Annotated in this window: 33 protein-coding genes; 26 read left to right on the top strand and 7 right to left on the bottom strand. The window is 69.6% G+C overall.

All coding sequences use genetic code 11. The annotated features are described in order from the left end of the window. Window positions 1–64: 64 nt before the first annotated feature. The 17 genes from rpsH (at window position 65) to truA (ending at window position 10,893) form a co-directional block, all read left to right on the top strand. Entirely contained in the window at window positions 65–463 is a 399-nt protein-coding gene (gene rpsH / locus ACTWQC_RS30430) for a 30S ribosomal protein S8 (protein WP_443319064.1), read from the top strand. Window positions 464–483: 20 nt separating this feature from the next. Continuing rightward, complete coding sequence (gene rplF, locus ACTWQC_RS30425; RefSeq protein WP_443319063.1) at window positions 484–1,023, top strand: 50S ribosomal protein L6; 540 nt, start codon at window positions 484–486, stop codon at window positions 1,021–1,023. A gap of 3 nt (window positions 1,024–1,026) precedes the next feature. Further along, entirely contained in the window at window positions 1,027–1,410 is a 384-nt protein-coding gene (rplR, locus tag ACTWQC_RS30420) for a 50S ribosomal protein L18 (RefSeq protein WP_443319062.1), read from the top strand. A gap of 68 nt (window positions 1,411–1,478) precedes the next feature. Beyond that, window positions 1,479–2,084 (top strand): 30S ribosomal protein S5, encoded by a 606-nt coding sequence (gene rpsE, locus ACTWQC_RS30415; protein ID WP_443319061.1) that lies wholly within the window; start codon window positions 1,479–1,481, stop codon window positions 2,082–2,084. Then, the gene (gene rpmD, locus ACTWQC_RS30410) at window positions 2,084–2,266 is read left to right on the top strand and encodes a 50S ribosomal protein L30 (protein ID WP_443319060.1); all 183 of its coding nucleotides are present in this window, start codon (window positions 2,084–2,086) and stop codon (window positions 2,264–2,266) included. Before rpsE ends, rpmD begins: the two co-directional genes overlap by 1 nt. A 1-nt stretch (window position 2,267) precedes the next feature. Next, entirely contained in the window at window positions 2,268–2,723 is a 456-nt protein-coding gene (rplO, locus tag ACTWQC_RS30405) for a 50S ribosomal protein L15 (RefSeq protein ID WP_443319059.1), read from the top strand. Window positions 2,724–2,950: 227 nt separating this feature from the next. Beyond that, window positions 2,951–4,264 (top strand): preprotein translocase subunit SecY, encoded by a 1,314-nt coding sequence (secY, locus tag ACTWQC_RS30400; RefSeq protein ID WP_443319058.1) that lies wholly within the window; start codon window positions 2,951–2,953, stop codon window positions 4,262–4,264. Further along, complete coding sequence (locus tag ACTWQC_RS30395; RefSeq protein WP_443319057.1) at window positions 4,264–4,920, top strand: adenylate kinase; 657 nt, start codon at window positions 4,264–4,266, stop codon at window positions 4,918–4,920. The genes secY and ACTWQC_RS30395 overlap by 1 nt, the downstream gene beginning before the upstream one ends. Before the next feature lie 100 nt (window positions 4,921–5,020). Further along, a complete protein-coding gene (gene map / locus ACTWQC_RS30390; RefSeq protein ID WP_443319056.1) occupies window positions 5,021–5,857 on the top strand; it encodes a type I methionyl aminopeptidase in 837 nt (278 codons plus the stop codon). Between the two features lie 165 nt (window positions 5,858–6,022). Next, window positions 6,023–6,244, top strand: coding sequence for a translation initiation factor IF-1 (gene infA, locus ACTWQC_RS30385; protein ID WP_003956442.1), 222 nt, complete (start codon window positions 6,023–6,025; stop codon window positions 6,242–6,244). A 58-nt stretch (window positions 6,245–6,302) separates the two neighbouring features. Further along, the gene (rpmJ, locus tag ACTWQC_RS30380; RefSeq protein ID WP_003956441.1) at window positions 6,303–6,416 is read left to right on the top strand and encodes a 50S ribosomal protein L36; all 114 of its coding nucleotides are present in this window, start codon (window positions 6,303–6,305) and stop codon (window positions 6,414–6,416) included. A 199-nt stretch (window positions 6,417–6,615) separates the two neighbouring features. Continuing rightward, window positions 6,616–6,996, top strand: a complete 381-nt coding sequence (rpsM, locus tag ACTWQC_RS30375) for a 30S ribosomal protein S13 (protein WP_443319055.1) — start codon at window positions 6,616–6,618, stop codon at window positions 6,994–6,996. Window positions 6,997–7,065: 69 nt separating this feature from the next. Next, complete coding sequence (rpsK, locus tag ACTWQC_RS30370; RefSeq protein WP_009715860.1) at window positions 7,066–7,470, top strand: 30S ribosomal protein S11; 405 nt, start codon at window positions 7,066–7,068, stop codon at window positions 7,468–7,470. A 27-nt stretch (window positions 7,471–7,497) separates the two neighbouring features. Further along, complete coding sequence (rpsD, locus tag ACTWQC_RS30365; protein ID WP_443319054.1) at window positions 7,498–8,124, top strand: 30S ribosomal protein S4; 627 nt, start codon at window positions 7,498–7,500, stop codon at window positions 8,122–8,124. A 105-nt stretch (window positions 8,125–8,229) separates the two neighbouring features. After that, window positions 8,230–9,252, top strand: a complete 1,023-nt coding sequence (locus ACTWQC_RS30360) for a DNA-directed RNA polymerase subunit alpha (protein WP_360853578.1) — start codon at window positions 8,230–8,232, stop codon at window positions 9,250–9,252. A 136-nt stretch (window positions 9,253–9,388) separates the two neighbouring features. After that, entirely contained in the window at window positions 9,389–9,928 is a 540-nt protein-coding gene (gene rplQ / locus ACTWQC_RS30355; RefSeq protein WP_443319053.1) for a 50S ribosomal protein L17, read from the top strand. Window positions 9,929–10,014: 86 nt separating this feature from the next. Then, window positions 10,015–10,893 (top strand): tRNA pseudouridine(38-40) synthase TruA, encoded by an 879-nt coding sequence (truA, locus tag ACTWQC_RS30350; protein WP_443319052.1) that lies wholly within the window; start codon window positions 10,015–10,017, stop codon window positions 10,891–10,893. A gap of 55 nt (window positions 10,894–10,948) precedes the next feature. On the opposite strand, the gene ACTWQC_RS30345 is transcribed toward truA, so the two are convergent. The 5 genes from ACTWQC_RS30345 to ACTWQC_RS30325 form a co-directional block, all read right to left on the bottom strand. Next, window positions 10,949–11,533: a histidine phosphatase family protein gene (locus ACTWQC_RS30345; RefSeq protein WP_443319051.1), complete on the bottom strand. Its 585-nt coding sequence runs from the start codon at window positions 11,531–11,533 to the stop codon at window positions 10,949–10,951. A 52-nt stretch (window positions 11,534–11,585) separates the two neighbouring features. Continuing rightward, complete coding sequence (locus tag ACTWQC_RS30340; protein WP_443319050.1) at window positions 11,586–11,807, bottom strand: hypothetical protein; 222 nt, start codon at window positions 11,805–11,807, stop codon at window positions 11,586–11,588. Beyond that, window positions 11,794–12,045: a DUF6400 family protein gene (locus ACTWQC_RS30335; protein WP_443319049.1), complete on the bottom strand. Its 252-nt coding sequence runs from the start codon at window positions 12,043–12,045 to the stop codon at window positions 11,794–11,796. Before ACTWQC_RS30335 ends, ACTWQC_RS30340 begins: the two co-directional genes overlap by 14 nt. Window positions 12,046–12,156: 111 nt before the next feature. Then, the gene (locus ACTWQC_RS30330; RefSeq protein ID WP_443319048.1) at window positions 12,157–14,028 is read right to left on the bottom strand and encodes a hypothetical protein; all 1,872 of its coding nucleotides are present in this window, start codon (window positions 14,026–14,028) and stop codon (window positions 12,157–12,159) included. A gap of 92 nt (window positions 14,029–14,120) precedes the next feature. Further along, the gene (locus ACTWQC_RS30325; protein ID WP_443319047.1) at window positions 14,121–14,975 is read right to left on the bottom strand and encodes a hypothetical protein; all 855 of its coding nucleotides are present in this window, start codon (window positions 14,973–14,975) and stop codon (window positions 14,121–14,123) included. Window positions 14,976–15,314: 339 nt separating this feature from the next. Here ACTWQC_RS30325 and rplM point away from each other — a divergent pair, with 339 nt between their 5' ends. From rplM to glmM, 3 genes are all read left to right on the top strand, one after another. Then, window positions 15,315–15,758 carry a 50S ribosomal protein L13 gene (rplM, locus tag ACTWQC_RS30320; RefSeq protein ID WP_443319046.1) on the top strand — a complete coding sequence of 148 codons (444 nt, stop codon included), beginning with the start codon at window positions 15,315–15,317 and terminating at the stop codon, window positions 15,756–15,758. A 39-nt stretch (window positions 15,759–15,797) separates the two neighbouring features. Beyond that, entirely contained in the window at window positions 15,798–16,298 is a 501-nt protein-coding gene (rpsI, locus tag ACTWQC_RS30315) for a 30S ribosomal protein S9 (RefSeq protein ID WP_443319045.1), read from the top strand. A 147-nt stretch (window positions 16,299–16,445) separates the two neighbouring features. Then, the gene (gene glmM / locus ACTWQC_RS30310; protein ID WP_443319044.1) at window positions 16,446–17,804 is read left to right on the top strand and encodes a phosphoglucosamine mutase; all 1,359 of its coding nucleotides are present in this window, start codon (window positions 16,446–16,448) and stop codon (window positions 17,802–17,804) included. A 108-nt stretch (window positions 17,805–17,912) separates the two neighbouring features. Here glmM and ACTWQC_RS30305 read toward each other — a convergent pair whose 3' ends face one another. Together ACTWQC_RS30305 and coaA are read right to left on the bottom strand one after the other, a co-directional pair. Beyond that, on the bottom strand, window positions 17,913–18,866 hold the full coding sequence (locus ACTWQC_RS30305; RefSeq protein WP_443319043.1) for a DUF389 domain-containing protein: 954 nt from the start codon (window positions 18,864–18,866) through the stop codon (window positions 17,913–17,915). Between the two features lie 11 nt (window positions 18,867–18,877). Continuing rightward, a complete protein-coding gene (gene coaA / locus ACTWQC_RS30300; protein WP_443319042.1) occupies window positions 18,878–19,894 on the bottom strand; it encodes a type I pantothenate kinase in 1,017 nt (338 codons plus the stop codon). A 216-nt stretch (window positions 19,895–20,110) separates the two neighbouring features. Here coaA and ACTWQC_RS30295 point away from each other — a divergent pair, with 216 nt between their 5' ends. The 6 genes from ACTWQC_RS30295 to ACTWQC_RS30270 all read left to right on the top strand — a co-directional run. Beyond that, the gene (locus tag ACTWQC_RS30295) at window positions 20,111–21,106 is read left to right on the top strand and encodes an ATP-binding cassette domain-containing protein (protein ID WP_443319041.1); all 996 of its coding nucleotides are present in this window, start codon (window positions 20,111–20,113) and stop codon (window positions 21,104–21,106) included. Beyond that, window positions 21,103–21,912 carry an ABC transporter permease gene (locus ACTWQC_RS30290; protein ID WP_443319040.1) on the top strand — a complete coding sequence of 270 codons (810 nt, stop codon included), beginning with the start codon at window positions 21,103–21,105 and terminating at the stop codon, window positions 21,910–21,912. Before ACTWQC_RS30295 ends, ACTWQC_RS30290 begins: the two co-directional genes overlap by 4 nt. Window positions 21,913–22,029: 117 nt before the next feature. After that, a complete protein-coding gene (locus tag ACTWQC_RS30285; RefSeq protein WP_443319039.1) occupies window positions 22,030–22,302 on the top strand; it encodes a hypothetical protein in 273 nt (90 codons plus the stop codon). Between the two features lie 35 nt (window positions 22,303–22,337). Continuing rightward, a complete protein-coding gene (glmS, locus tag ACTWQC_RS30280; protein ID WP_443319038.1) occupies window positions 22,338–24,185 on the top strand; it encodes a glutamine--fructose-6-phosphate transaminase (isomerizing) in 1,848 nt (615 codons plus the stop codon). A 25-nt stretch (window positions 24,186–24,210) separates the two neighbouring features. Further along, the gene (locus tag ACTWQC_RS30275) at window positions 24,211–24,579 is read left to right on the top strand and encodes a holo-ACP synthase (RefSeq protein WP_443319037.1); all 369 of its coding nucleotides are present in this window, start codon (window positions 24,211–24,213) and stop codon (window positions 24,577–24,579) included. 128 nt (window positions 24,580–24,707) lie between these two features. Further along, on the top strand, window positions 24,708–25,132 hold a 425-nt coding region (locus tag ACTWQC_RS30270; RefSeq protein ID WP_443319036.1), incomplete at its 3' end, for an NAD(P)H-hydrate epimerase.

The following is a 25,132-nucleotide window of genomic DNA, read 5'->3' as shown; positions in this document are numbered from 1 at the left end:
ACGCGATCGGGGAGAAGGACGGTGCAGACAGGAAACCCCGGCGAGAGAGGCCGAAGGCCATCACATGACCATGACCGATCCGATCGCAGACATGCTGACGCGTCTGCGAAACGCGAACTCGGCATACCACGACTCCGTGTCGATGCCGCACAGCAAGATCAAGTCGCACATCGCGGAGATCCTCCAGCAGGAGGGCTTCATCACCGGCTGGAAGACCGAGGAAGCCGAGGTCGGCAAGAACCTCGTCCTCGAGCTGAAGTACGGCCCCAACCGCGAGCGCTCGATCGCCGGCATCAAGCGGATTTCGAAGCCGGGTCTGCGGGTCTACGCAAAGTCCACCAACCTGCCGAAGGTGCTCGGCGGCCTGGGCGTGGCGATCATCTCCACCTCGCACGGGCTCCTCACCGACAAGCAGGCGCAGAAGAAGGGCGTGGGCGGGGAAGTCCTCGCCTACGTCTGGTAATCGGGAACGGAGGTAAAGCAATGTCGCGTATCGGCAAGCTCCCCATCCCGGTTCCCGCCGGCGTGGACGTCACCATCGATGGCCGTACGGTCCAGGTGAAGGGCCCCAAGGGCGCCCTCGCCCACACCGTCGCGGCGCCCATCGAGGTCGCCAAGGGCGAGGACGGCACCATCGCCGTCACCCGACCGAACGACGAGCGTCAGAACAAGGCCCTGCACGGCCTGTCCCGCACGCTGGTGGCGAACATGATCACTGGCGTGACCACGGGATACGTCAAGAACCTCGAGATCAGCGGCGTCGGCTACCGTGTCGCGGCGAAGGGCTCCAACCTGGAGTTCTCGCTGGGCTACAGCCACCCGATCCTGGTCGAGGCCCCCGAGGGCATCTCCTTCAAGGTCGAGTCCCCGACGAAGTTCAGCGTCGAGGGCATCGACAAGCAGAAGGTCGGCGAGGTCGCCGCCAACATCCGCAAGCTGCGCAAGCCCGACCCGTACAAGGCCAAGGGCGTCAAGTACGAGGGCGAAGTCATCCGCCGCAAGGTCGGAAAGGCTGGTAAGTAAGCCATGGCATACGGTGTGAAGATCGCCAAGGGCAAGGCCTACAAGGGTGCTGCTCTCAAGCGTCGCCACATCCGCGTCCGCAAGCGGGTCTCCGGTACGCCGGAGCGTCCGCGCCTGGTCGTGACGCGGTCCAACCGCCACATGGTCGCGCAGGTCATCGACGACGTCGCGGGCCACACCCTGGCCTCGGCTTCGTCTCTGGACGCGGCCGTCCGTGGTGGCGAGGGCGACAAGAGCGCCCAGGCCAAGCAGGTGGGCGCCCTGGTCGCCGAGCGCGCCAAGGCCGCCGGTATCGAGGCCGTCGTGTTCGACCGCGGTGGCAACAAGTACGCCGGGCGCATCGCCGCTCTGGCCGACGCCGCCCGCGAGGCCGGGCTCAAATTCTGAGCCGCCCGTCGCGCCAGCGACCGAATGTCGCTGCGTAGCTAGCGGACGTAAACGAGAGAGGTAATCCAATGGCTGGACCCCAGCGCCGCGGTGGCGGCGCCGGTGGCGGCGAGCGGCGGGACCGGAAGGACCGGCGGGACGGCGGCGCTGCTGCTGAGAAGACCGCCTACGTCGAGCGTGTCGTCGCGATCAACCGCGTCGCCAAGGTTGTGAAGGGTGGTCGTCGCTTCAGCTTCACCGCGCTGGTCGTGGTGGGCGACGGTGACGGCACCGTGGGTGTCGGATACGGCAAGGCCAAGGAGGTGCCGGCCGCCATCGCCAAGGGTGTGGAGGAGGCCAAGAAGCACTTCTTCAAGGTCCCCCGGATCCAGGGCACCATCCCGCACCCCATCCAGGGCGAGAAGGCCGCGGGCATCGTCCTGCTCAAGCCTGCTTCCCCCGGTACCGGTGTGATCGCCGGTGGCCCGGTGCGCGCCGTCCTGGAGTGCGCGGGCATTCACGACGTGCTGAGCAAGTCGCTCGGCTCGTCGAACCCGATCAACATCGTGCACGCCACGGTGGAGGCTCTGAAGGGGCTGCAGCGCCCCGAGGAGATCGCCGCCCGCCGTGGCCTGCCCCTGGAGGACGTCGCCCCCGCCGCTCTGCTGCGGGCGCGTGCCGGAGTGGGTGCGTAATGGCCCGCCTCAAGATCACGCAGACGAAGTCCTACATCGGCAGCAAGCAGAACCACCGCGACACCCTGCGCTCGCTCGGCCTGAAGAAGGTCAACGACGTGGTTGTCAAGGAGGACCGACCCGAGATCCGCGGCATGGCGAACACCGTGCGGCACCTCGTGACGGTCGAGGAGGTCGACTGACATGGCGGAGCAGAACCCGCTGAAGGTCCACAACCTCCGGCCCGCCCCTGGCGCCAAGACCGCCAAGACCCGTGTCGGTCGTGGTGAGGCGTCCAAGGGTAAGACCGCTGGTCGTGGCACCAAGGGCACCAAGGCCCGCTACCAGGTTCCGGAGCGCTTCGAGGGCGGGCAGATGCCCCTCCACATGCGCCTCCCGAAGCTGAAGGGCTTCAAGAACCCGTTCCGCACCGAGTACCAGGTCGTGAACCTGGACAAGCTGGCCAAGCTCTACCCGCAGGGTGGCGAGGTCACGGTGGCCGACCTGGTCGCCAAGGGCGCGGTGCGCAAGAACCAGCTCGTCAAGGTGCTCGGCACCGGCGACATCTCCGTGGCACTGCAGGTGACGGTCGACGCCGTCTCCGGCTCCGCCAAGGAGAAGATCACCGCTGCCGGCGGCACCGTCACCGAGCTCGTCTGAGCACGATGATGCATTCGGCCGGGGATGCCCTCTCGTGGGGCATCCCCGGTTGGTCGTTCCAAGGGGGGCGGGTACGCCGGTAAGGTGGCGTGCACTGTTGCTGTGAACACCTGGGGTTCCGCCCCGGGCCGCGCGGACCATGCCGCGCGGCTTTTGACTGATCAGTATTTGCCGATTCTCACGACCGTCACCTCTCGCGCCGATACGCGGGGGTCGCAGGAGGCACCGTGCTCACCGCGTTCGCCCGGGCGTTCAGGACGCCCGACCTGCGCAAGAAGCTGCTGTTCACGCTGGGCATCATCGTGCTGTTCCGGCTCGGGGCGCATATCCCGATCCCCGGGGTGAGCTATCCCAACGTGAAGTACTGCATGGACTCGGCCGAGGGCAGCCAGGGGCTGTTCGGTCTGGTCAACATGTTCAGCGGTGGTGCGCTGCTGCAGATCACGATCTTCGCGCTCGGCATCATGCCGTACATCACGGCGAGCATCATCCTGCAGCTGCTGACCGTGGTCATTCCACGGCTCGAGGCCCTGAAGAAGGAGGGCCAGTCCGGGCAGGCGAAGATCACGCAGTACACCCGCTATCTGACGGTCGCCCTCGCCGTTCTGCAGGGCACGGGCCTGGTGGCCACCGCCCGCAGCGGCACCCTCTTCCCGCAGTGCGACCGCGCCGGGCAGATCATCCCGGACCAGTCGATCTTCGTGACCATCACCATGGTCATCACCATGACCGCGGGGACCGCGCTGATCATGTGGCTCGGCGAGCTCATCACCGACCGCGGCATCGGCAACGGCATGTCGATCCTGATGTTCATCTCGATCGCCGCGGGCTTCCCCCAGGCTCTGTGGCAGATCAAGCTGCAGGGCGAGATCATGCAGGGCTGGCTGGAGTTCGGCGTGGTGATCCTCGTCGGCCTCGCGATGGTGGGCCTGGTGGTCTTCGTCGAGCAGGCCCAGCGCCGTATCCCCGTGCAGTACGCGAAGCGCATGATCGGCCGCAGGTCCTACGGCGGTACGTCCACGTACATCCCGCTGAAGGTCAACCAGGCAGGTGTGATTCCTGTCATCTTCGCGTCCTCGCTGCTCTACATTCCAGCCTTGATCGTTCAGTTCAGCGGCTCCAACGCGGGCTGGGCGACCTGGATCAACCAGCATCTTGTGAAGGGTGACCACCCCTATTACATCGTCACGTACTTCCTGCTGATTGTTTTCTTCGCCTTCTTCTACGTGGCTATCTCGTTCAACCCCGAGGAAGTCGCGGACAACATGAAGAAGTATGGTGGCTTCATCCCGGGCATCCGGGCTGGTCGACCCACTGCTGAGTACCTGAGCTACGTGCTCAATCGGATCACCTGGCCGGGGTCGCTGTACCTGGGCTTGATCGCACTTGTGCCGACAACGGCGTTGGCAGGTTTCGGAGCGAACCAGAACTTCCCGTTCGGCGGGACGAGCATCCTGATCATCGTGGGTGTGGGTCTGGAGACCGTTAAGCAGATCGAGAGCCAGCTTCAGCAGCGTAACTACGAAGGGTTCCTCCGCTGATGCGAATCGTCCTCGTCGGGCCTCCCGGGGCCGGCAAGGGTACGCAGGCCGCGTACCTCGCCGAGAACCTGTCGATCCCGCACATCTCCACGGGCGACCTGTTCCGCGCCAACATCAGCCAGGGCACGCCCCTGGGCCGTCAGGCGAAGCAGTACATGAACGCCGGCGAACTGGTACCGGACGAGGTCACCATCGGAATGGCGAAGGACCGGCTCGAGCAGCCCGACGCCGCGGACGGCTTTCTGCTCGACGGCTTCCCGCGCAACCTCAACCAGGCGAAAGCGCTGGACGAGATCCTCGTCGAGGAGGGCATCGCGCTCGACGCGGTGCTCGACCTCGAGGTCCCCGAGGACGAGGTCGTCAAGCGCATCGCGGGCCGCAGGACCTGCCGCAGCGACAGCGCGCACACCTTCCACGTCGAGTACAAGAAGCCCAAGACCGAGGGCGTGTGCGACGAGTGCGGCGGTGAGCTGTACCAGCGCGAGGACGACAGCGAAGAAACGGTCCGCAAGCGCCTCGAGGTCTACCACAGCGAGACCGAGCCGATCATCGACTACTACAAGGCCCAGGGCCTGGTCGTGACGATCTCGGCGCTCGGCAAGGTGTCCGAGGTCACCCAGCGGGCCATGGAGGCGCTGCGGCAGAAAGCCGCATAGCGCAGGAGCGTACGCGTACGGTACGGCCGCGGACCCCGACGGGCTTCCGTGGCCGTACTGTTGTCTCCGGCCCCCATCACACAGAAAGCGGAAGTCACTCATGGTGGAGATCAAGACCCCGGAGCAGATCGCGAAGATGCGCGAGGCGGGGCTGATCGTGGCCGCGATCCACGCGGCCTGCCGCGAGGTCGCCGTCCCGGATGCCACCACCAAGGACCTGGACGACGCCGCCAGGAAGGTCCTCGCCGAGCACGGCGCCAAGTCGAACTTCCTCGGCTATGGCGGCTTCCCCGCCACCATCTGCACCTCGGTGAACGATGTCGTCGTCCACGGCATCCCGGACACCGCGACCGTCCTCAAGGACGGCGACATCATCTCCATCGACGCCGGCGCCATCGTCGACGGCTGGCACGGCGACGCGGCCTTCACCGCATTCGTGGGCACTGGTCACGCTCCGGAACTGCGTGAACTCAGCCGGGTCACCGAGGAGTCGATGTGGGCCGGTATCGCCGCCGTCAGGCAGGGCAACCGGCTGGTCGACATCTCCAAGGCCATCGAGGGCTACATCCGCCGCCAGCCCCGCCCGGCCACGGGCAAGTACGGGATCATCGAGGACTACGGCGGCCACGGCATCGGTTCCCAGATGCACATGGACCCGCACCTGCTGAACTACGTGGACCGCAAGCGCGGCCGCGGCCCCCGTCTGGTGCCCGGCTTCTGCATCGCGATCGAGCCGATGGTCAGCCTCGGCACGCCGCGCACCCATGTCCTCGAGGACGACTGGACCGTCAAGACGGACGACGGGACGTGGTCCTCGCACTGGGAGCACTCGGTCGCGCTGACCGAGCAGGGCCCGCTGGTGCTGACGGCCGTCGACGGCGGCAAGGCGAAGCTCGCCGAGCTGGGCGTCACGGCCGCACCCGACCCGCTGGCCTAGGGATTCCGGCCCACGGGGTTAAGGATCTCGGCGGATGGGCAGAGTCATGCACCGATTCGTCTTTCAGGATGCGCTGACGTAGACTGATGCGTCGGCTCTCGTGCATCCGTATGTCTGCATGCGCGCCCGCGAGCTGATCAAGGTAGCCGATTCGAAGGGCGAAGCGTGGCCAAGAAGCAAGGTGCCATCGAGATTGAGGGCACCGTGATCGAGTCCCTCCCGAACGCCATGTTCAAGGTGGAGCTCCAGAACGGTCACAAGGTCCTGGCGCACATCAGCGGCAAGATGCGGATGCACTACATCCGTATCCTCCCCGATGACCGGGTCGTGGTGGAGCTGTCTCCGTACGACCTGACGCGCGGACGGATCGTCTACCGCTACAAGTAGATCTTGCCCGCACCCCTCCCGTGGGGTGATGGCACTGACCCGGAGAACCTCACATCCCATGAAGGTCAAGCCGAGCGTCAAGAAGATCTGCGACAAGTGCAAGGTGATCCGCCGCCACGGCCGGGTCATGGTCATCTGCGACAACCTGCGCCACAAGCAGCGCCAGGGCTGACGCACGCACGGCCGACCTGCACCTCGCAGTTCTTCGCGCGACGCACGCAACAACACGTACATACGCAGCGCCCGTCCAGCCACGGCTGGCGACACCTCCGGCGGGGGCCGGGGACCCGGACGTACCGCTTCTCTTTCGAGGGGCCGGCGGCCGGGAGCGGCTCTGCGGAAGACCCCCGAACATCAACAGGAGCCATTGAATGGCACGCGTTTCAGGTGTTGACATCCCGCGCGACAAGCGCGTGGAGGTTGCCCTCACCTACGTCTTCGGCATCGGCCGCACGCGGGCGAAGGAGACCCTCGCCGCCGCCGGCGTGAACCCGGACACCCGCGTCCGCGACCTGCCCGAAGAGGACCTGGTCAAGATCCGCGAGTACGTGGACGCCAACCTCAAGACCGAGGGTGACCTCCGTCGCGAGATCCAGGCCGACATCCGCCGCAAGGTCGAGATCGGCTGCTACCAGGGCCTGCGCCACCGCCGTGGCCTGCCGGTCCACGGTCAGCGCACTCACACCAACGCCCGCACCCGCAAGGGCCCGCGTCGCGCCATCGCCGGCAAGAAGAAGCCGGGCAAGAAGTAGTCCTCAGCGGACGCTGCCGAGCGGTCCGAGCTGTAGGACCGACCACCTCCACGGGAGAAGATTCACAGAATGCCTCCGAAGAGCCGTACGGCCGGCGCCAAGAAGGTGCGCCGCAAGGAGAAGAAGAACGTCGCCCACGGGCACGCTCACATCAAGAGCACGTTCAACAACACGATCGTCTCGATCACCGACCCGACCGGGAACGTGATCTCTTGGGCCTCGGCCGGCCATGTCGGCTTCAAGGGCTCGCGCAAGTCGACCCCCTTCGCCGCGCAGATGGCCGCCGAGTCGGCCGCCCGCCGCGCGCAGGAGCACGGCATGCGCAAGGTCGACGTCTTCGTCAAGGGTCCCGGCTCCGGCCGTGAGACCGCGATCCGCTCCCTCCAGGCCACCGGCCTCGAGGTGGGTTCGATCCAGGACGTCACCCCCACCCCGCACAACGGATGCCGCCCGCCCAAGCGCCGCCGCGTCTGATCATCTGAGGTAGGAGACAAGACAACAATGGCGCGTTACACCGGGGCCGACTGCAAGCGTTGCCGTCGGGAGAAGCAGAAGCTCTTCCTCAAGGGGAGCAAGTGCGAGAGCGCGAAGTGCCCGATCGAGATCCGTCCTTACCCCCCGGGTGAGCACGGACGCGGGCGCACCAAGGACAGCGAGTACCTGCTGCAGAAGCGTGAGAAGCAGAAGGCCGCTCGTATCTACGGTGTCCTTGAGAAGCAGTTCCGTGGTTATTTCCAGGAAGCGAACAGGAAGTCCGGCAAGACCGGCGAGAACCTGCTGCGCATCCTGGAGACCCGGCTCGACAACGTGGTCTACCGGGCGGGCTTCGCCAAGTCCCGCGACCACGCCCGTCAGCTGGTCCGCCACGGCCACATCCTCGTGAACGGCCGCAAGACCGACATCCCGTCGGCCCGCGTCACCGTGAACGACATCATCGAGGTCCGTGAGTCCTCCCGTAACCTGACCCCCTTCCAGGTGGCTCAGGCGGAGGCCGGCGAGAAGACCGTCCCGGCGTGGCTGGAGGCGATCCCGTCGCAGCTGCGGATCCTCGTGCACTCGATGCCCGAGCGCCAGGCGATTGACACGCAGGTGCAGGAGCAGCTGATCGTCGAGCTCTACTCCAAGTAGTAGCTGCGATCGAACGGGCGGTACGGCCTCTGTACGGGTCGTACCGCCCGTATCCTTGAATCTCGGCGTCAAATAGCGGGCGCCGAAGACTGGAGGCAATTCCCCATGCTGATCGCTCAGCGTCCCTCACTGACCGAAGAGGTCGTCGACGAATTCCGCTCCCGGTTCGTGATCGAGCCGCTGGAGCCGGGCTTCGGCTACACCCTCGGCAACTCCCTGCGTCGTACGCTCCTCTCCTCGATCCCCGGTGCCGCCGTCACGAGCATCCGGATCGACGGGGTCCTGCACGAGTTCACCACCGTGCCGGGCGTCAAGGAGGACGTCACCGACCTGATCCTCAACATCAAGCAGCTGGTCGTCTCCTCGGAGCACGACGAGCCGGTCGTGATGTACCTGCGCAAGCAGGGCCCGGGTCTGGTCACCGCCGCCGACATCGCCCCGCCGGCCGGTGTCGAGGTGCACAACCCGGACCTCGTCCTCGCCACGCTGAACGGCAAGGGCAAGCTGGAGATGGAGCTGACCGTCGAGCGCGGCCGCGGCTACGTCTCCGCCGTGCAGAACAAGCAGCTGGGCCAGGAGATCGGCCGGATCCCGGTCGACTCCATCTACAGCCCGGTGCTCAAGGTCACCTACAAGGTCGAGGCGACCCGTGTCGAGCAGCGCACCGACTTCGACAAGCTGATCGTCGACGTCGAGACCAAGCAGGCCATGCGGCCGCGTGACGCCATGGCCTCGGCCGGCAAGACCCTGGTCGAGCTGTTCGGCCTGGCCCGTGAGCTCAACATCGACGCCGAGGGCATCGACATGGGCCCGTCCCCGACGGACGCCGCCCTGGCCGCCGACCTCGCGCTGCCGATCGAGGAGCTCGAGCTCACGGTCCGCTCGTACAACTGCCTCAAGCGTGAGGGCATCCACACGGTGGGCGAGCTCGTGGCCCGCTCCGAGGCCGACCTGCTCGACATCCGCAACTTCGGTGCGAAGTCGATCGACGAGGTCAAGGCGAAGCTGGCCGGCATGGGCCTGGCGCTCAAGGACAGCCCGCCCGGATTCGACCCGACCGCCGCCGCGGACGCCTTCGGCGCCGAGGACGAGGGCGACACGGGCTTCGTGGAGACCGAGCAGTACTGAGACGCCTCCGGCTGGGGTGCCCGGTGATCGGCCGGGTGCCCCAGCGCTGGGGCAGAGACTTCCGGCGGGCAACAGCCCGTCGGTAACTGACACCGGTACCTGACACGGCCGGTGCAGACACCGAGGAGAAAGAACCATGCCGAAGCCCGCCAAGGGCGCCCGTATGGGCGGCAGCGCTGCGCACGAGCGGCTCATGCTGGCGAACCTCGCCACCGCGCTGTTCGAGCACGGCCGTATCACGACCACCGAGGCCAAGGCCCGTCGCCTGCGCCCGGTGGCCGAGCGTCTGATCACCAAGGCGAAGAAGGGCGACCTTCACAACCGCCGTCTGGTGCTGCAGACGATCCGCGACAAGGGTGTCGTCCACACCCTGTTCACGGAGATCGGCCCGCGCTACGAGAACCGGCCGGGTGGCTACACCCGGATCACCAAGATCGGCAACCGCCGGGGCGACAACGCGCCCATGGCGGTCATCGAGCTGGTCGAGGCCCTGACCGTGCAGCAGGAAGCGGTGGGTGAGGCCGAGGCCGCCACCAAGCGCTCCGCCAAGGACGCTGCCGGTGACCAGGCCGTCGCGGACCTGAAGAAGGACGCGGCTGCCGAGGCCGAGGCCCCGGAGGCGAAGGACGAGGCCGCTGAGGCCCCGGCCGGGGAGTCGAAGGACTCCGACGCCTGACGCTCGTGTGAGCGTGGTCACGGACGGGCCCGCCCCCAGACTGCTGGGGGCGGGCCCGTTCCGCTTGCCGCTTGAGAGGATCTTTGGTGACTGACGACGTGGAGCCCGGTCTCGTACGGGTCCGGCTGGACCTCGCGTACGACGGGAAGGACTTCTCCGGCTGGGCGCGGCAGCGGGAGCGCCGTACGGTGCAGAGCGAGCTGGAGAGCGCCCTGCAGACGGTGATGCGGCTGCCCGAGCCGGTCGAGCTGACCGTGGCGGGGCGTACGGACGCGGGCGTGCACGCGCGCGCCCAGGTCGCGCACGTGGACCTGCCCGAGGAGGTCTGGGCCGCGCACCAGGAGAAGCTGCTGCGGCGGCTCGCGGGCCGGCTGCCGCACGACGTCCGGGTCTGGCAGGTCGCGGAGGCGCCGCCCGGCTTCAACGCGCGCTTCTCCGCGATCTGGCGCCGCTACGCGTACCGGGTCGGTGACCACAGAGGCGGCGTCGACCCACTGCGCCGCGGCTACGTGCTGTGGCACGACTGGCCGCTGGACATCGGCCTGATGAACGACGCCGCGAAGCGGCTGCTGGGCGAGCACGACTTCGCCGCGTACTGCAAGAAGCGCGAGGGCGCGACGACGATCCGCAAGCTGCTCGACCTGCACTGGGAGCGGACGGAGCACGGCCTGGCGGTCGCGACGGTCCGGGCGGACGCGTTCTGCCACAACATGGTGCGAGCCCTGGTCGGGGCCCTGCTGCTGGTCGGGGACGGGCACCGCCCGGTGGACTTCCCCCGCGCGGTCCTGGCGGGCCGCGTCCGGCACTCCGCGGTCAATGTCGTACGCCCGCACGGCCTGACCCTGGAGGAGGTCGGCTACCCGCCGGACGACCAGCTGGCCGCACGCAACCTGGCGGCGCGGAACAAGCGGTCGCTGCCGGGGGGTACGGGGGCCGCTTCCGGTCCGGGGGCGGGCTGCTGCTGAGACCGGCCCACCCGGCCCCGGCCGTCCCCCGCGACGGACCGGTTCGGCACCGGCGTCAGATCTCCTCGAGAACGCTCTTCAGCAGCAGATTCCAGCGCCCGCCCCGCCGGGAGAGGGTCATGGCGGTGAGCGGCTTGATGTCCACGCTCCAGTAGGAGTGCGGCGGTGCTTTGAGCGCATAGACGAGAGCGGCGCGTACGACGTCGGGTTCGGCCACCGCGAGGATGTGCCCGTCGTTGCCGGCCTGCCGGGTGTCGAGCCAGGCGCCCACCCGGGATATGAACGTCAGCAGCGACTCGCCGCCGTGCGGCACGGCCCGCGGGTCGGCGAGCCAGGCGTCGACGGCACGAGGCTCGTGAGCCATCACCTCCTCCAGGGTGCGCCCGTGCCACCGGCCCATGTCGCAGCCGCGCAGCGCGAGCTGGGCGAGCGGGGAGAAGCCGAGGACCCTTCCGGTCTCACGGCAGCGGGGTGAGGGCGAGCAGTAGCGCAGGTCCGCCGCGGCCAGGTGGATGAGGGCGGGCGCGGCTCGTTCGGCCTCGTGCCAGCCCGAGACGTCGAGGGGGCGGTCGTCACCGAATCGCACCTCGAGCAGGGAGGAACTGCGCGCGGCGGCGAGCAGCGTGAGGCGGATACTCATCCGGCGATGCTAAAGCGGAAGCTCATGCTCCACACTCGGTCGGCCGTTTTCTTCACGACTGGCGCCGGGGAGGTGCCGTGTCCTCCGACCAGATGTGGGTGCAGGCCGGGCACTGCAGATGCACCAGGTGTCCTGCGCTGGCCAGCAGATAGCGCCAGTGGGTCAGGCAAGTGCGGCCCGCCAGGCAGGTGGCACAGTCGCGGTGGTCCTGGCACCGGGGACAGGGGAGCCAGGCCCTGCGTGCCTTGTCGGCGTCGGGGTCAAGCGGGAGCATGGCCGCTCCCTGGCCGGGCGGGGAGGACTCCGGCGGTCACGAGCTCGTCGTGGATCTTCTGCTGCTGCTCGTCGAGGCCCGAGTAGAGCAGGTCGTACGCCTCGTCCTCGGACGCCATCACGGCAGCCGGGTCCCAGTCGGGGCCCAGTGCCGCCACGACCTCGGCGCGGCGGCGCGCCTCGTCACGGGTGAGGTCGAACGCGAATATGTGGTGGTCGGGGGCGCTGTCCTGGGCCATGGATGAGCTCTCATGTGCTGAATCGGTGCAGGTCCGACCTGCCTATCACCCGGGGGCCGCGCCCGAGGAGGCCGCCGCCGGGAGATCCGTGTCACTCGGCAGGCCCGGGCCTCACGCCTGCGGTCGGCGGCGCCAGGCCCTGAGGAGCTGACCGCCCACGTAGAGCGTCGCGAAGGTGGCGAGGGAGGCCCGCAGGGCGCCGACGTCGGGGGACCACCAGGCGTAGGCCGTGGCCGGGAGGAAGACGAGCAGGGCCAGGGTGCGCAGCATCCACCAGCGGGCAGGGAGGCGGGCGGAGGAGGCCCGGGCGGCCGTATCCTGCGGCATCGCGCCCGGCTCCGTGGCCATCGAGTCCCTGAGGCCGGTCAGCAGACCGCGGCGGACGATGAGCTGGGCGCCGGGGAAGCCTTCAAGAACGTTTCTGCGGTCGCCGAAGCCGCCCGGAGGGACGGGCAGCCCGAGGCCCCTGACCAGGTCGGCCTGGCGGCGGGCGGCCTCGTCCGAGCCGCGCAGCAGGGCCGTCAGCGGCCGTGCGTCCGGGAGGGCGAAGGCCGTGGCCAGGGCGCGGGCGGTGACGGAGGCATTCTCCAGGGAAGGGATCGGCGCGGCGGGGTCCCACTGGTGTCCTGCCATGCGCCTGCCCTTGTGGAAGAGGGCGAAGCCGTAGCGGTCTCCGCTGCGGTGGAGGACGATCGCGGGCCACTTCTCACCCGTGATCAGGGTGTCGACGGCGGCGGTCAGCGGCTCCTCGCCGAGCAGCGTGCCCCGCCGGGGCGTGCCCGGTTCCGCGGCGAGCTCCACGTACGTGGCGGAGGCTCCGGCGGGGGCGACCCTGAGCGAGGCGCTGCAGAGCAGGGCCGCTTGTGCGACCTTGTGCGGGGCGGCCGCGCAGATGGCGAGCGTGTGCGGGGCCCAGTCCGGGTGGGCGGCCGGGGTCGCCCGGGGCTGCGGCGGCCTGCCGAAGAACGGTATCTGCATGGCCACTTGCATGCGTACGCCCGTCCGGAAGTCGAGGAACTCCCGGCGCGCTTCGCCGAAGTAGCCCCAGGGGAAGCTGCGGGCGTGGACGCCGATGGCCCGGAAGGCCTCCAGCGCCTCCGTCCACCGCCCGGCGCGCAGCAGCATCAGGGCGAGGTGGTTGCGGACACCGGCGATCTCCGGGTCGCCCGGCTCGTACCACGAGGAGAGTTCGAGCGCGCGCTCGACAGCCGCCTCGATACGGCCCTCCGCGATCGGCCCGTCCTCGGTGTCGTCGGCCACGACCTCGTACTCGATCGCGGCGAGCAGCGGGAGTGCGTGCAGTTTGGAGCCGGGGAGGGCCTGTTCTGCGGCGTGTTCCGCGAAGGCGAACATCTCCTCGTGCGAGCCGTACCACTTCTCGCACAGGTACTGCAGGGCGGTGGTGTGGCAGCCGTAGTGGTGCGGCGCCCGCTCGATGGCCTGCTCCCAGTACGCGTCGAAGACCTCGCGGGGCGCCTGGATGCCGCGGGCGTGGGTGAGCGCGATCCGCCACGGCACCGGGTCGGTCGGGTTCAGCTCGGCGGCCGCGCGGATCACCGGGACGGCGTCCTCGAGCAGCGCGAAGAACGCCCGGAACTGGTCTCGCGGGACGTCCTTGGCCCTGGCCGCACTGCGGATCTGCCACGCCTGGTCGATGCAGAGGTCGGCCTTGACCAGCAGTGCGTCCGGGTCCTCCGGTGACTCGGCGAGCCAGCCGTCCAGCCAGCCCGGGTTGTGCAGGGCGAACTCGGCGAGTGCGGAGACGTATCCGTCGCGGCGCTCCCACTCGGCGCCGAGCCGCGTCGCGGCGAGCAGCTCACGCGCGGGCGCGAAGTCGCCCGCACCGGCGGCGGACAGGGCGGCGCGCAGCGGCGCGTCCGGGGCGTCGAGGACGACGGCCTCGTCGGGCGGCAGGTCGGTGCCGACGCTCGAGCCGTGGCGCAGCATGCGCGGGAAGGTGATCAGAGAGCGGAAGGAGGGCACGGTTGCTCATTCAAGAGCCCACAACTCGGTGCCGACCAGGGGCTTTCGATGACGATGCGATATCGGTCGACCGTCGCCGTTCGGACGCCGGCTCAGTTCGTCGTCTGTGCCGTGGCCGCTGCGGAGGCCTGCGCCTCGCCGCGGTCGACGATGCGCGCGAACGTGAAGTCGGCGATGTCCTTGCCCGCCTGCCGGGCCTTGATGTCGGAGGCCGTGACCGCCTTGCCCGACGTGTAGCCGGAGACGGTGAAGTAGGCATAGCGGCCGATGGAGTTGGTGGTCAGGCGGCAGGCCGTCGCGCGGCAGAAGGACGGGATGCCGCCGCCCGAGAGCGACTGGATGTTGCCGGACGCCCGCTGCTTGGCCTTCGACGCCTGCGCCTGGGTGTCGAACACGGCGACGCCGACGGTGACGGCCACGCCGCCCCGCTCGAAGCTCGCGCGGATCACCTGGTCGCAGCCGTTCCCCGTGAGCGCCGGGGCGAGGCGGGCGGAGGCCGCGGAGCCACAGCTCTTGGTCGTGGCCGTGGCGCCCTTGTCGTAGGAACGGCTGCTCATCGTCAGGGACTTGCCCGGGAAGAGGGTGCTCGCGCTGAGCGGCGCGGTGTCCTTGCGCTCGTCGGAGATGAAGTCGAGCGGGTCGGGCGGCGGCGGTACGGAGACGTCGGAGAAGGTGGGTTCCGGCTGCTCCGGCTCGGCGGGCAGGGTCTCGGGCGTGGGGAGGGACTGCGGTTTGTCGTCCGAGCTGTTGGCGTTGACCACCGCCGTCGCGACGACCGCGGCCACGGCCGCCGTCGCTATCGCGCCGCCCACCATCAGCACCATGCGGCGCCGCCGCATGCGGGCCGCCGTGCGGTCCGCGAGCGCTCCCCAGTCCGGAGTCCCCGACTGCGACGGAGACTGCTGCGGACCCCCCGGGCCGGATGGCCCCCCTTGCCCAAAACTCATGGCGCGCATCCTACGGAAGAAATTGCGGTTGGTGCGCGGGCGATCCGGGAGGCCGCTGGGGCCCATGTGAGAGGAGGGGCCAGTGGGTGCGGGCCACGGCCGGGCGCGCCGGTCCCGCAGGACCTGTTTTGACCCGTCCGGGGGCGGGCCGGTATTCTGCCAGTTCGTTATGCGTATTGGCTTGCTCGTTCTCACGTGAGAGGCCGTTACGCCGGTCCACCGGGCCGATGACCAGCGGCAGGCACTCGGTTTGCGTCACCGATGTGCGGCCAGGGCTGTCGTGATCGTCCGGGTGGCCTTGTCAGGACCACACTCACTGAAGAAGCGAAGGCTACGACCGTGCGTACGTACAGCCCCAAGCCCGGCGACGTGACGCGTCAGTGGCACGTCATCGATGCCACCGACGTTGTTCTGGGCCGTCTGGCCTCCCAGGCCGCCACCCTTCTCCGGGGCAAGCACAAGCCGGTGTACGCGCCGCACGTTGACGCTGGTGACTTCGTCATCATCATCAACGCTGACAAGGTGCACCTCTCCGGCAACAAGCGGACCCAGAAGCTGGCCTACCGCCACTCCGGCTACCCGGGTGGTCTGCGGTCCGTCCGCTACGACGAGCTGCTGGACAAGAACCCCGAGAAGGCCATCGAGAAGGCCATCAAGGGCATGCTCCCCAAGAACTCCCTGGGCCGTCAGATGCTCTCGAAGCTGAAGGTCTACGCAGGCGCCGAGCACCCGCACGCCGCTCAGCAGCCGGTCCCGTTCGAGATCACCCAGGTCGCGCAGTAGTCCGGCCACCCCTAAGACGAAGAGAATCTGAGGAGAATCGTGGCCGAGACCACCGCTGAGACCCCCCTCGACGAGGTCGAGGAGTACACCACCGAGACGCCCGAGGCGACCGAGTTCACCTCCGAGTCGCTGGCGTCCCGCTTCGGCGAGCCCCAGCCGGCCGCCGGCACCGGCCGCCGCAAGAACGCCGTGGCGCGCGTCCGCATCGTGCCGGGCAGCGGCCAGTGGAAGATCAACGGTCGCACCCTGGAGGAGTACTTCCCCAACAAGGTGCACCAGCAGGAAGTCAACGAGCCCTTCAAGGTGCTCGAGCTCGACAACCGTTACGACGTGGTCGCCCGTATCGCGGGTGGCGGCGTGTCGGGCCAGGCCGGTGCGCTGCGCCTGGGCATCGCCCGCGCGCTGAACGAGGCGGACGTGGACAACAACCGCGGCCCGCTGAAGAAGGCCGGCTTCCTGACGCGCGACGACCGCGCGACCGAGCGCAAGAAGGCGGGTCTCAAGAAGGCCCGTAAGGCGCCGCAGTACAGCAAGCGCTGACCGCTCGTACCCGTACGACCGCCCCGGCGGCACTTCTTTGTGCTGCCGGGGCGTTCGTCTATGGGTCTGCGGGCAGCCGGGCGTATACAGGCAGCAGGCGCTCAGCGCTCACGAGCCGGCAATTTCGATGCAACTCGGAGGACACCAGTGGGACGACTCTTCGGCACGGACGGTGTGCGCGGCGTCGCCAACGCGGACCTGACGGCGGAGCTGGCGCTCGGCCTGTCGGTCGCGGCGGCGCACGTGCTCGCCGAGGCGGGTACGTTCGAGGGCCATCGGCCTACGGCGGTGGTGGGGCGTGATCCGCGCGCGTCCGGAGAGTTCCTGGAGGCCGCCGTCGTGGCGGGCCTCGCGAGCGCGGGCGTGGACGTCCTGCGCGTCGGTGTGCTGCCCACCCCCGCGGTGGCGTATCTCACCGGCGCGCTGGGCGCCGACCTCGGCGTGATGCTCTCCGCCAGCCACAACCCGATGCCGGACAACGGGATCAAGTTCTTCGCGCGCGGCGGGCACAAGCTCGCGGACGAGCTGGAGGACCGGATCGAGGCGGTCTATGAGGAGCACACGTCGGGCGAGCCGTGGGACCGGCCGACGGGCGAGGGCGTGGGCCGCGTCCGGACGTACGACGAGGGGTTCGACAACTACGTCGCCCATCTGATCGGGGTGCTTCCGCACCGGCTCGACGGGCTGAGGGTCGTCCTCGACGAGGCGCACGGCGCGGCCTCGCGGGTCTCACCCGAGGCGTTCGCGCGGGCCGGAGCCGAGGTGATCACCATCGGTGCGGACCCCGACGGCCTCAACATCAACGACGGCTGCGGCTCCACCCACCTGGACCTGCTGAAGGCCGCGGTGGTCGAGCACGGCGCCGACCTGGGCATCGCGCACGACGGGGACGCGGACCGCTGCCTGGCGGTGGACGCGGCGGGCAACGAGGTCGACGGCGACCAGATCCTGGCCGTCCTCGCGCTCGCGCTGCGCGAGGACGGGGGGCTGCGGAAGAACACCGTGGTCGCCACGGTGATGTCGAACCTGGGCTTCAAGCTGGCCATGGAGCGCGAGGGCGTCGGGCTGGTGCAGACGGCGGTCGGCGACCGGTACGTGCTGGAGTCGATGAAGAGCGAGGGCTATGCGCTGGGCGGCGAGCAGTCCGGGCACGTGATCATCCTGGACCACGCGACGACCGGCGACGGCACGCTGACCGGGCTGATGCTGGCGGCGCGGATGGCGGCCACGGGCCGCAGCCTCGCGGATCTCGCGAGCGTCATGGACCGGCTGCCGCAGGTACTGATCAACGTCCGGGACGTGGACAAGGCGCGGGTCGGGGCGTGCGAGGAGCTGTCGGCAGCCGTTGCGGACGCGGAGCGCGAGCTGGGCGCCACGGGCCGGGTGCTGCTGCGTCCTTCCGGTACGGAGCCGCTGGTACGGGTCATGGTCGAGGCCGCGGACATCGAGCACGCGCGGTCGGTGGCCGGGCGGCTGGCGGATGTGGTGAAGTCCGCGCTGGGGTAGGCCGGGGGCCTCGGGGCGGTGCGGTCCCGCCTGGTCAGGTCCGGGCCAGATCCGGGTCAGGCCTGGGTCAGGTCCGAGTCAGGCCTGGGTCAGGTCCGGAGCGCCGGTTCAGGCCGCTTTCCGGGCGGCCCTCACCGTACGATCGCGCTGTTTCGCCCAGAAGATCTTCTGGGCGATCAGCGTGAGCGTGCCCGCGATGACGATGCCCGCGAGGTTCAGCAGGAGCTGCTCCGTCGAGCCACGGGCCTGGCCGTACTCGCCGTAGCTGAGCGCGACGGCGGCGTTGGCGGCGGCCGGGACGGTGGTGACCGAGATCGCCACGCCCACCAGGGCACCGGACTTCGCCGAGGTGAGGGACAGCGTCCCGGCGATGCCCGCGAGGACGGCCACGACGAACGAGAACAAGTCCGGCTTCCAGATGAAGTCGGTGTTCGGACGGTCGGCCGTGATGTCGTCGTCGTGGAACAGGCCGAAGCCGTCCATCATCAGGCTGAAGCCCGCGGTCAGGGCCATGGCGGCGGCGAAGCCGACGAGCAGCGCGACCAGGGAGCGCCAGGCGAGCCCGGGCGCCCGCTGGACCAGGGCGGTGCAGATGCCCGCGAGCGGCCCGAACTCCGGACCGACGGCCATCGCGCCGACGATCAGGATGGCGTTGTCGAGCACCACGCCGCAGGCGGCGATCATCGTCGCGACGGCGAGGAATGCCAGGTAGGTGACGGAGAGCGTCGACTCCTCGTGCGTGGACTCGGCCAGGTGCTCCCACAGCACGGCGTCCGCGCCCTCGCCCGGGGCGTCCGCCTCCGCCTTGTCCGCCCGCTTCGACAGGGACAGGTCGATGTTCTCGACGGCGATCGAGCCGTCCTCCTCGAGGCCCAGCTCGCGCAGCTCGGCCAGCAGTTCGTCCGCCGACTCCCGGGCGACGTCGCACATGACCACGTCGCCGACCGGATCGCGGGCGGCGCCCGGCAACAGCGCGACGTGCGTGGTCCCGATGTGCTTCTCGATGCGCGCGACGGCCTCGTCGGTGCGGTCGGCGGGCACGATCAGGCGGAGATGCAGCACGGTCGTGCTCCTCAGAGTTTGCGCAGCGACAGGCGCTGCACCTTGTGGTCGGGCCCCTTGCGGAGCACCAGCGTGGCACGGCCCCGGGTGGGGGCCACGTTCTGTTCGAGATTCGGCCGGTTGACGGTACGCCAGATCATGCGGGCGTAGTCCAGGGCCTCGTCCTCGGAGACCTGGGTGTACTTGCGGAAGTACGAGAAGGGGTTCTGGAAGGCGGTCTCGCGCAGCTTGCGGAAGCGGCCGAGGTACCAGCGCTCGATGTCCTCGGGGCGCGCGTCGACGTAGACGCTGAAGTCGAAGAAGTCCGCGAGGCCCAGGCGGGTCCTGCCGTCCTTGCCGGGCAGGGCGGGCTGCAGGACGTTGAGGCCCTCGACGATGAGGATGTCCGGGCGGCGTACGGTCAGCCGCTCGCCGGGCACGATGTCGTAGATCAGGTGCGAGTAGACGGGGGCCGTCACCTCGTCCTTGCCGGACTTCACGTCGGCGACGAAGCGGGTCAGGGCGCGGCGGTCGTAGGACTCGGGGAAGCCCTTGCGGGACATCAGGCCGCGGCGGTGCAGTTCGGCGTTGGGCAGCAGGAAGCCGTCGGTGGTGACCAGCTCCACGCGCGGGTGCTCGGGCCATCGGGCCAGCAGCGCCTGGAGGAGGCGGGCGGCGGTCGACTTGCCGACGGCGACACTGCCCGCGACGCCGATGACGAAGGGGGTGCCGGGCTGCGAGCCGTGGCCGTTGCCCGCGTCGCCGAGGAAGGTGTTGAGCGCACCGCGGAGGCTGCTGGTGGCGCCCACGTAGAGGTTGAGCAGCCGGGACAGCGGGAGGTAGACGTCGCGCACCTCGTCGAGGTCGATCACGTCGCCGAGGCCGCGCAGCCGCTCGACCTCCTCGGCGGTCAGCGGCAGCGGCGTCTTCTCCCGCAGGGCGCTCCACTCGGCGCGGGTGAGATCTACGTACGGGCTGGTCTCGGGCCGGCGCCGGTCGGCGCCGCGCGGCGGCGCTGCCGCGGGTGAGGTGATCGTCACGTACCTCATTGTCGGGGCTGGCCGCGGGGGGCGGGGCGTGGTCTCGCTCACGCTCGCGGGGAGGCGCAGGGGGGTGCGTGGGGCCGCGGAGGGGGTCGGCCGGGGCTGGGTGGGGGTCGCGTTCCGGGGTTGTCCACAGGCTCCGCGGAATGTCGGTGGCACACGTCACAGTTGTGGCTAGAAGTGGACGCCGCGACGGAGGCCTGCAGACGCAAGGGGAGTTCCATGACGTACGCGATTCAGGCGGAGGGCCTGGCCAAACGCTTCAAGGAGACCCAGGCGCTGGCCGGAGTGGATCTGGCCGCGCGCACCGGCACCGTGCTCGGGATGCTGGGCCCCAACGGAGCGGGGAAGACGACCGCGGTCCGGATCTTCGCCACGTTGCTCCGGCCCGACGGCGGGAGAGCCATGGTCGCCGGTCATGATGTGGTGCGGGAGGCCGGCCTGGTGCGCTCCGTCGTCGGGCTGACCGGGCAGTACGCGGCGGTGGACGAGAATCTGACCGGCACCGAGAACCTGCTGATGATCGGCCGGCTGCTGGGCATGCCGCGGCGCGAGGCGCGGGCGCGGTCCGCCGAGCTGCTGGACCGCTTTCAGCTGAGCGATGCGGCCGGGCGGGCGACGAAGACGTACTCCGGGGGCATGCGGCGGCGTCTCGACCTGGCGGCGAGCCTGGTGGGCAGGCCGCAGATCCTCTTCCTCGACGAGCCGACCACCGGTCTCGACCCGTACAGCCGCGGCGAGCTGTGGGACATGCTGCGCGGCCTGGTCGCCGAGGGTATGACGGCGCTGCTGACGACCCAGTATCTGAACGAGGCCGACCAGCTCGCGGACGAGATCGTGGTGATCGACAAGGGCCGAGTGATCGCGAACGGTACGCCGGACGATCTGAAGTCCCAGGTCGGGGGCCAGGTCCTGCAACTGCGGCCGGTGACGGCTGCGGATCTGGTCACGGCCCATGCGCTGGTGGCCGAGGCGGCGGGCTCGCAGACCCGGATCGAGGGCGAGGTGATCACCGCTCCGGTGAACGACCCCGCGCTGATGCCCGCGGTCGTACGGCGGCTGGACCAGGCGGGGATAGCGCTGCGCGAGCTGACGCTGCGCCGCTCCTCCCTCGACGAGGTGTTCCTGGCGCTGACCGGGCACCGGGCCGAGCCGGAGAAGGCCGAGGAGGCCGCCCCGGACGAGGGCGAGTTCGAGAGAGTGGGGAGTGCGTCATGACCGCCGCGACGATCACCGCCCCGCTGAACAAGAGCGGCCGGGTGCGGCCGGGCGCCGCGCTCCGGCAGACGTCCACCATGGCCTGGCGCAGCCTGGTGGCGGTCAGGCACAACCCGCTGGAGCTGGTGGACTACAGCATCACGCCGATCATGTTCGTGTTCCTCTTCACGTATGTCCTCGGCGGGCAGATGGCCGGGTCGCCCAGGGAGTATCTGCAGTACGCGCTGCCCGGGATCATCGTGCAGAACACGCTGTTCATGACCATGTACACAGCGATGGCGCTGAACACCGATCTGACCAAAGGGGTCTTCGACCGGCTGCGGAGCCTGCCGATAGCCCGGTCGGCGCCCCTGTTCGGCCGGATCACGGCCGATCTGTCCAAGCATCTGTGGGCGATGCTGCTGATGATCGCCCTGGGTACGCTGCTCGGCTTCCGTATTCACGCCGGGCTCGGCGGGTTCCTGGCGGGCGCCTTGCTGTTGATCGCCTTCGCCGCGGCCGTGTCGTGGTGCGCTGTGCTCATCGGCATGCTGGCGGGCGATGCGGAGAAGGTGCAGGCGTTCGCCTTCACGCTGATCTTCCCGATCACCTTCACCAGCAGCGCGTTCGTACGGGTGGAGACGATGCCGGGCTGGCTCCAGGCGTGGGTGGACGTCAATCCTGTGACCCATCTGTCGGACGCCTTCCGCGGGTTGCTCGTCGGCGGAGCGGTCGCGGCGCCGGTGCTGTGGTCGCTGGTGTGGGCGGCCGGGATAGCCGCGGTGTTCTTCCCGCTCGCGATGCGGGCGTACCGCGCCCGGGCCTGATTGCGGCATTCAGGGAGTACGTTCACGAAATGTCTGTACCTGGGGCGCGTTGACCGCTACTTTCACCGCGGGGGACAGAGCCGAAAACACCACCCATGGGGGGACACCATGGACGCCATGCCCGCACACATGCCCTCGCGCATGCCCGTACGCCTGCGTGACCTCGTCAGACGCCGAGCGGAGCGAGTGACCGCGGAGCGCCTGGCACAACGCGATCTGGCCGCCCGGATCCAGAGCGATCTGGCCGCCGAACTGCCGGACGAGGACGTGCGGGAGGACCTCGCCGACTGCCTCGACCTCTACGAGCCGGGGAGCAAGCCGCGCTGCGAGGAGGCGGAGTACCTCTCGATGGTCCGGGAGGCGATCGACCGGATGGAGGGCGGCCGGTGAGCGATACACGGACGCAGGCGACGTAGGCTGCGGCCATGTGCGGAATCGTTGGCTATGTGGGAGGGCAGTCGGCCCTCGACGTCGTGATCGCCGGCCTCAAGAGGCTGGAGTACCGGGGCTATGACTCGGCCGGGGTCGCCGTGCTCGCCGACGGCGGGCTCGCCGCCGCCAAGAAGGCGGGCAAGCTCGCCAACCTCGAGAAGGAGCTGGCCGACCGGCCGCTGCCGAGCGGCACCACTGGCATCGGGCACACCCGGTGGGCCACCCACGGCGCGCCCACCGACGCCAACGCCCATCCGCACCTGGACAACGCGGGACGCGTCGCCGTCGTCCACAACGGCATCATCGAGAACTTCGCCGCGCTGCGCGCCGAGCTGGCCGACCGCGGTCACCAGCTGGCGTCCGACACCGACACCGAGGTCGTCGCCCACCTGCTCGCCGAGGCCTTCTCCTCCAGCGGCGATCTGGCCGAGGCGATGCGGCAGGTGTGCCGGCAGCTGGAGGGCGCGTTCACGCTCGTCGCCGTGAGCGCGGACGATCCGGACGTCGTGGTCGGGGCGCGCCGTAACTCGCCGCTGGTCGTCGGCGTCGGCGACGGTGAGGCCTTCCTGGCTTCCGACGTCGCCGCGTTCATCGCGCACACCCGCGAGGCCATCGAGCTCGGCCAGGACCAGGTCGTCGAGCTGCGCCGCGACGGGGTGACGGTCACCGACTTCGACGGGGCGCCCGCGGAGGTGCGCGACTACCACGTCGACTGGGACGCCTCCGCCGCCGAGAAGGGCGGCTACGACTACTTCATGCTCAAGGAGATCGCCGAGCAGCCGAAGGCCGTGGCCGACACGCTGCTGGGCCGGATCGACGTCGCGGGCTCGCTGTCGCTGGACGAGGTCCGCATCCCCGACTCCGTACTCCGCGAGGTCACCAAGATCGTCATCGTGGCGTGCGGGACCGCCTTCCACGCCGGGATGATCGCCAAGTACGCGATCGAGCACTGGACTCGGATCCCCTGCGAGACCGAGCTGGCGAGCGAGTTCCGCTACCGGGACCCGATCCTCGACCCGCGGACGCTCGTCATCGCCATCTCGCAGTCCGGCGAGACCATGGACACGCTGATGGCGCTCCGGCACGCGCGCGAGCAGGGCGCGAAGGTGCTCGCCATCTGCAACACCAACGGCTCGACGATTCCGAGGGAGTCGGACGCGGTCCTCTACACCCACGCCGGGCCCGAGGTCGCGGTCGCGTCGACCAAGGCCTTCCTCACCCAGCTGGTGGCCTGCTACCTGGTCGCCCTGTACCTGGGACAGGTGCGCGGCACGAAGTGGGGCGACGAGGTCCGCTCCATGATCCGCGAACTGTCCGCGATCAGCACGCAGGTGGAGCAGGTGCTCGCCACGATGGAGCCCGTACGGGAGCTGGCGCGGACGCTCGCGGACAACAACACGGTGCTCTTCCTCGGGCGGCACGTGGGGTATCCGGTGGCCCTGGAGGGCGCGCTCAAGCTCAAGGAGCTGGCGTACATGCACGCCGAGGGCTTCGCGGCGGGCGAGTTGAAGCACGGGCCGATCGCGCTGATCGAGGATGACCTGCCGGTGGTCGTGGTCGTGCCGTCGCCGCGTGGGCGGTCCGTGCTCCACGACAAGATCGTCTCCAACATCCAGGAGATCCGGGCCCGGGGCGCGAGGACGATCGTGATCGCGGAGCAGGGCGACGACGCGGTCGTGCCCTACGCCGACCACCTCATCCGCATCCCGGCCACCCCGACCCTGCTCCAGCCGCTGGTCGCCACCGTGCCGCTGCAGGTCTTCGCCTGCGAACTGGCCACGGCCCGCGGCAACGAAGTCGACCAGCCGCGCAACCTCGCCAAGTCCGTCACGGTCGAGTGACCGGATCGGCCGGGCAGGGGCGCGCGTGATCATCGGGGTGGGCATCGACGTGGCCGAGATCGACCGCTTCGCGGAGGCGCTGGAGCGTACGCCGGGGCTGGTGCGGAGAGTCTTCGTCGAGAGCGAACTGTGGCTCCCGAGCGGGGAGCGGCGCGGGGTCGCATCCTTGGCGGTCCGGTTCGCCGCGAAGGAGGCCTTGGCCAAGGCGCTGGGCGCCCCGTCCGGACTCCACTGGACGGACGCGGAGGTCTTCACGGAGGACAGCGGCCGCCCTCGCCTGCGGGTCAGGGGCACGGTGGCGGCCCGGGCGGCGGAACTGGGCGTTCGGGAATGGCATGTCTCGCTCAGCCACGATGCGGGGGTCGCGTCCGCTGTGGTCATCGCGGAGGGGTGACCCGCCGTTGTGACGCCGCGTTGTGGGCATTCGTTCCGCCCCGCGGAACGAATGCCCACAACCGGGTGGCCGGAGTGTGTCCGTTCCGCCCTGAAGAACGGCTGCCCACAACCCGGCAGACTGGGGGCATGAGGACTGCGTACAGCGTGGAGACCGTGCGGGGCGCCGAGCGGGAGTTGATGGCGCGGTTGCCGGAGGGGGCGCTCATGCAGCGCGCCGCGGCCGGCCTGGCAGCATCGTGCGCCGATCTGCTCGGCCGGGTCTACGGCGCCCGCGTCGCACTGCTCGTCGGCAGCGGGGACAACGGCGGCGACGCACTCTACGCCGGCGCCCGCCTCGCGCGCCGCGGCGCCGGCGTCACGGCGGTCCTGCTCGCCCCCGACCGTACGCACCGGGGCGGCCTCGCCGCCCTCCGTGCCGCGGGCGGGCGGGCGGTGCCCGCCGCAGGCGAGGGAGGCGACGGCGAACGGGCCATCCGCCGCGCCGCGCTCGTCATCGACGGCATCGTCGGAATCGGCGGCCGCGGCGGCCTGCGCCCGACCGCAGAACACCT

Source organism: Streptomyces sp. 8N616 (assembly GCF_052246385.1).
GTDB lineage: Bacteria > Actinomycetota > Actinomycetes > Streptomycetales > Streptomycetaceae > Streptomyces.
This window is presented reverse-complemented; position numbering and strand designations above follow the sequence as displayed.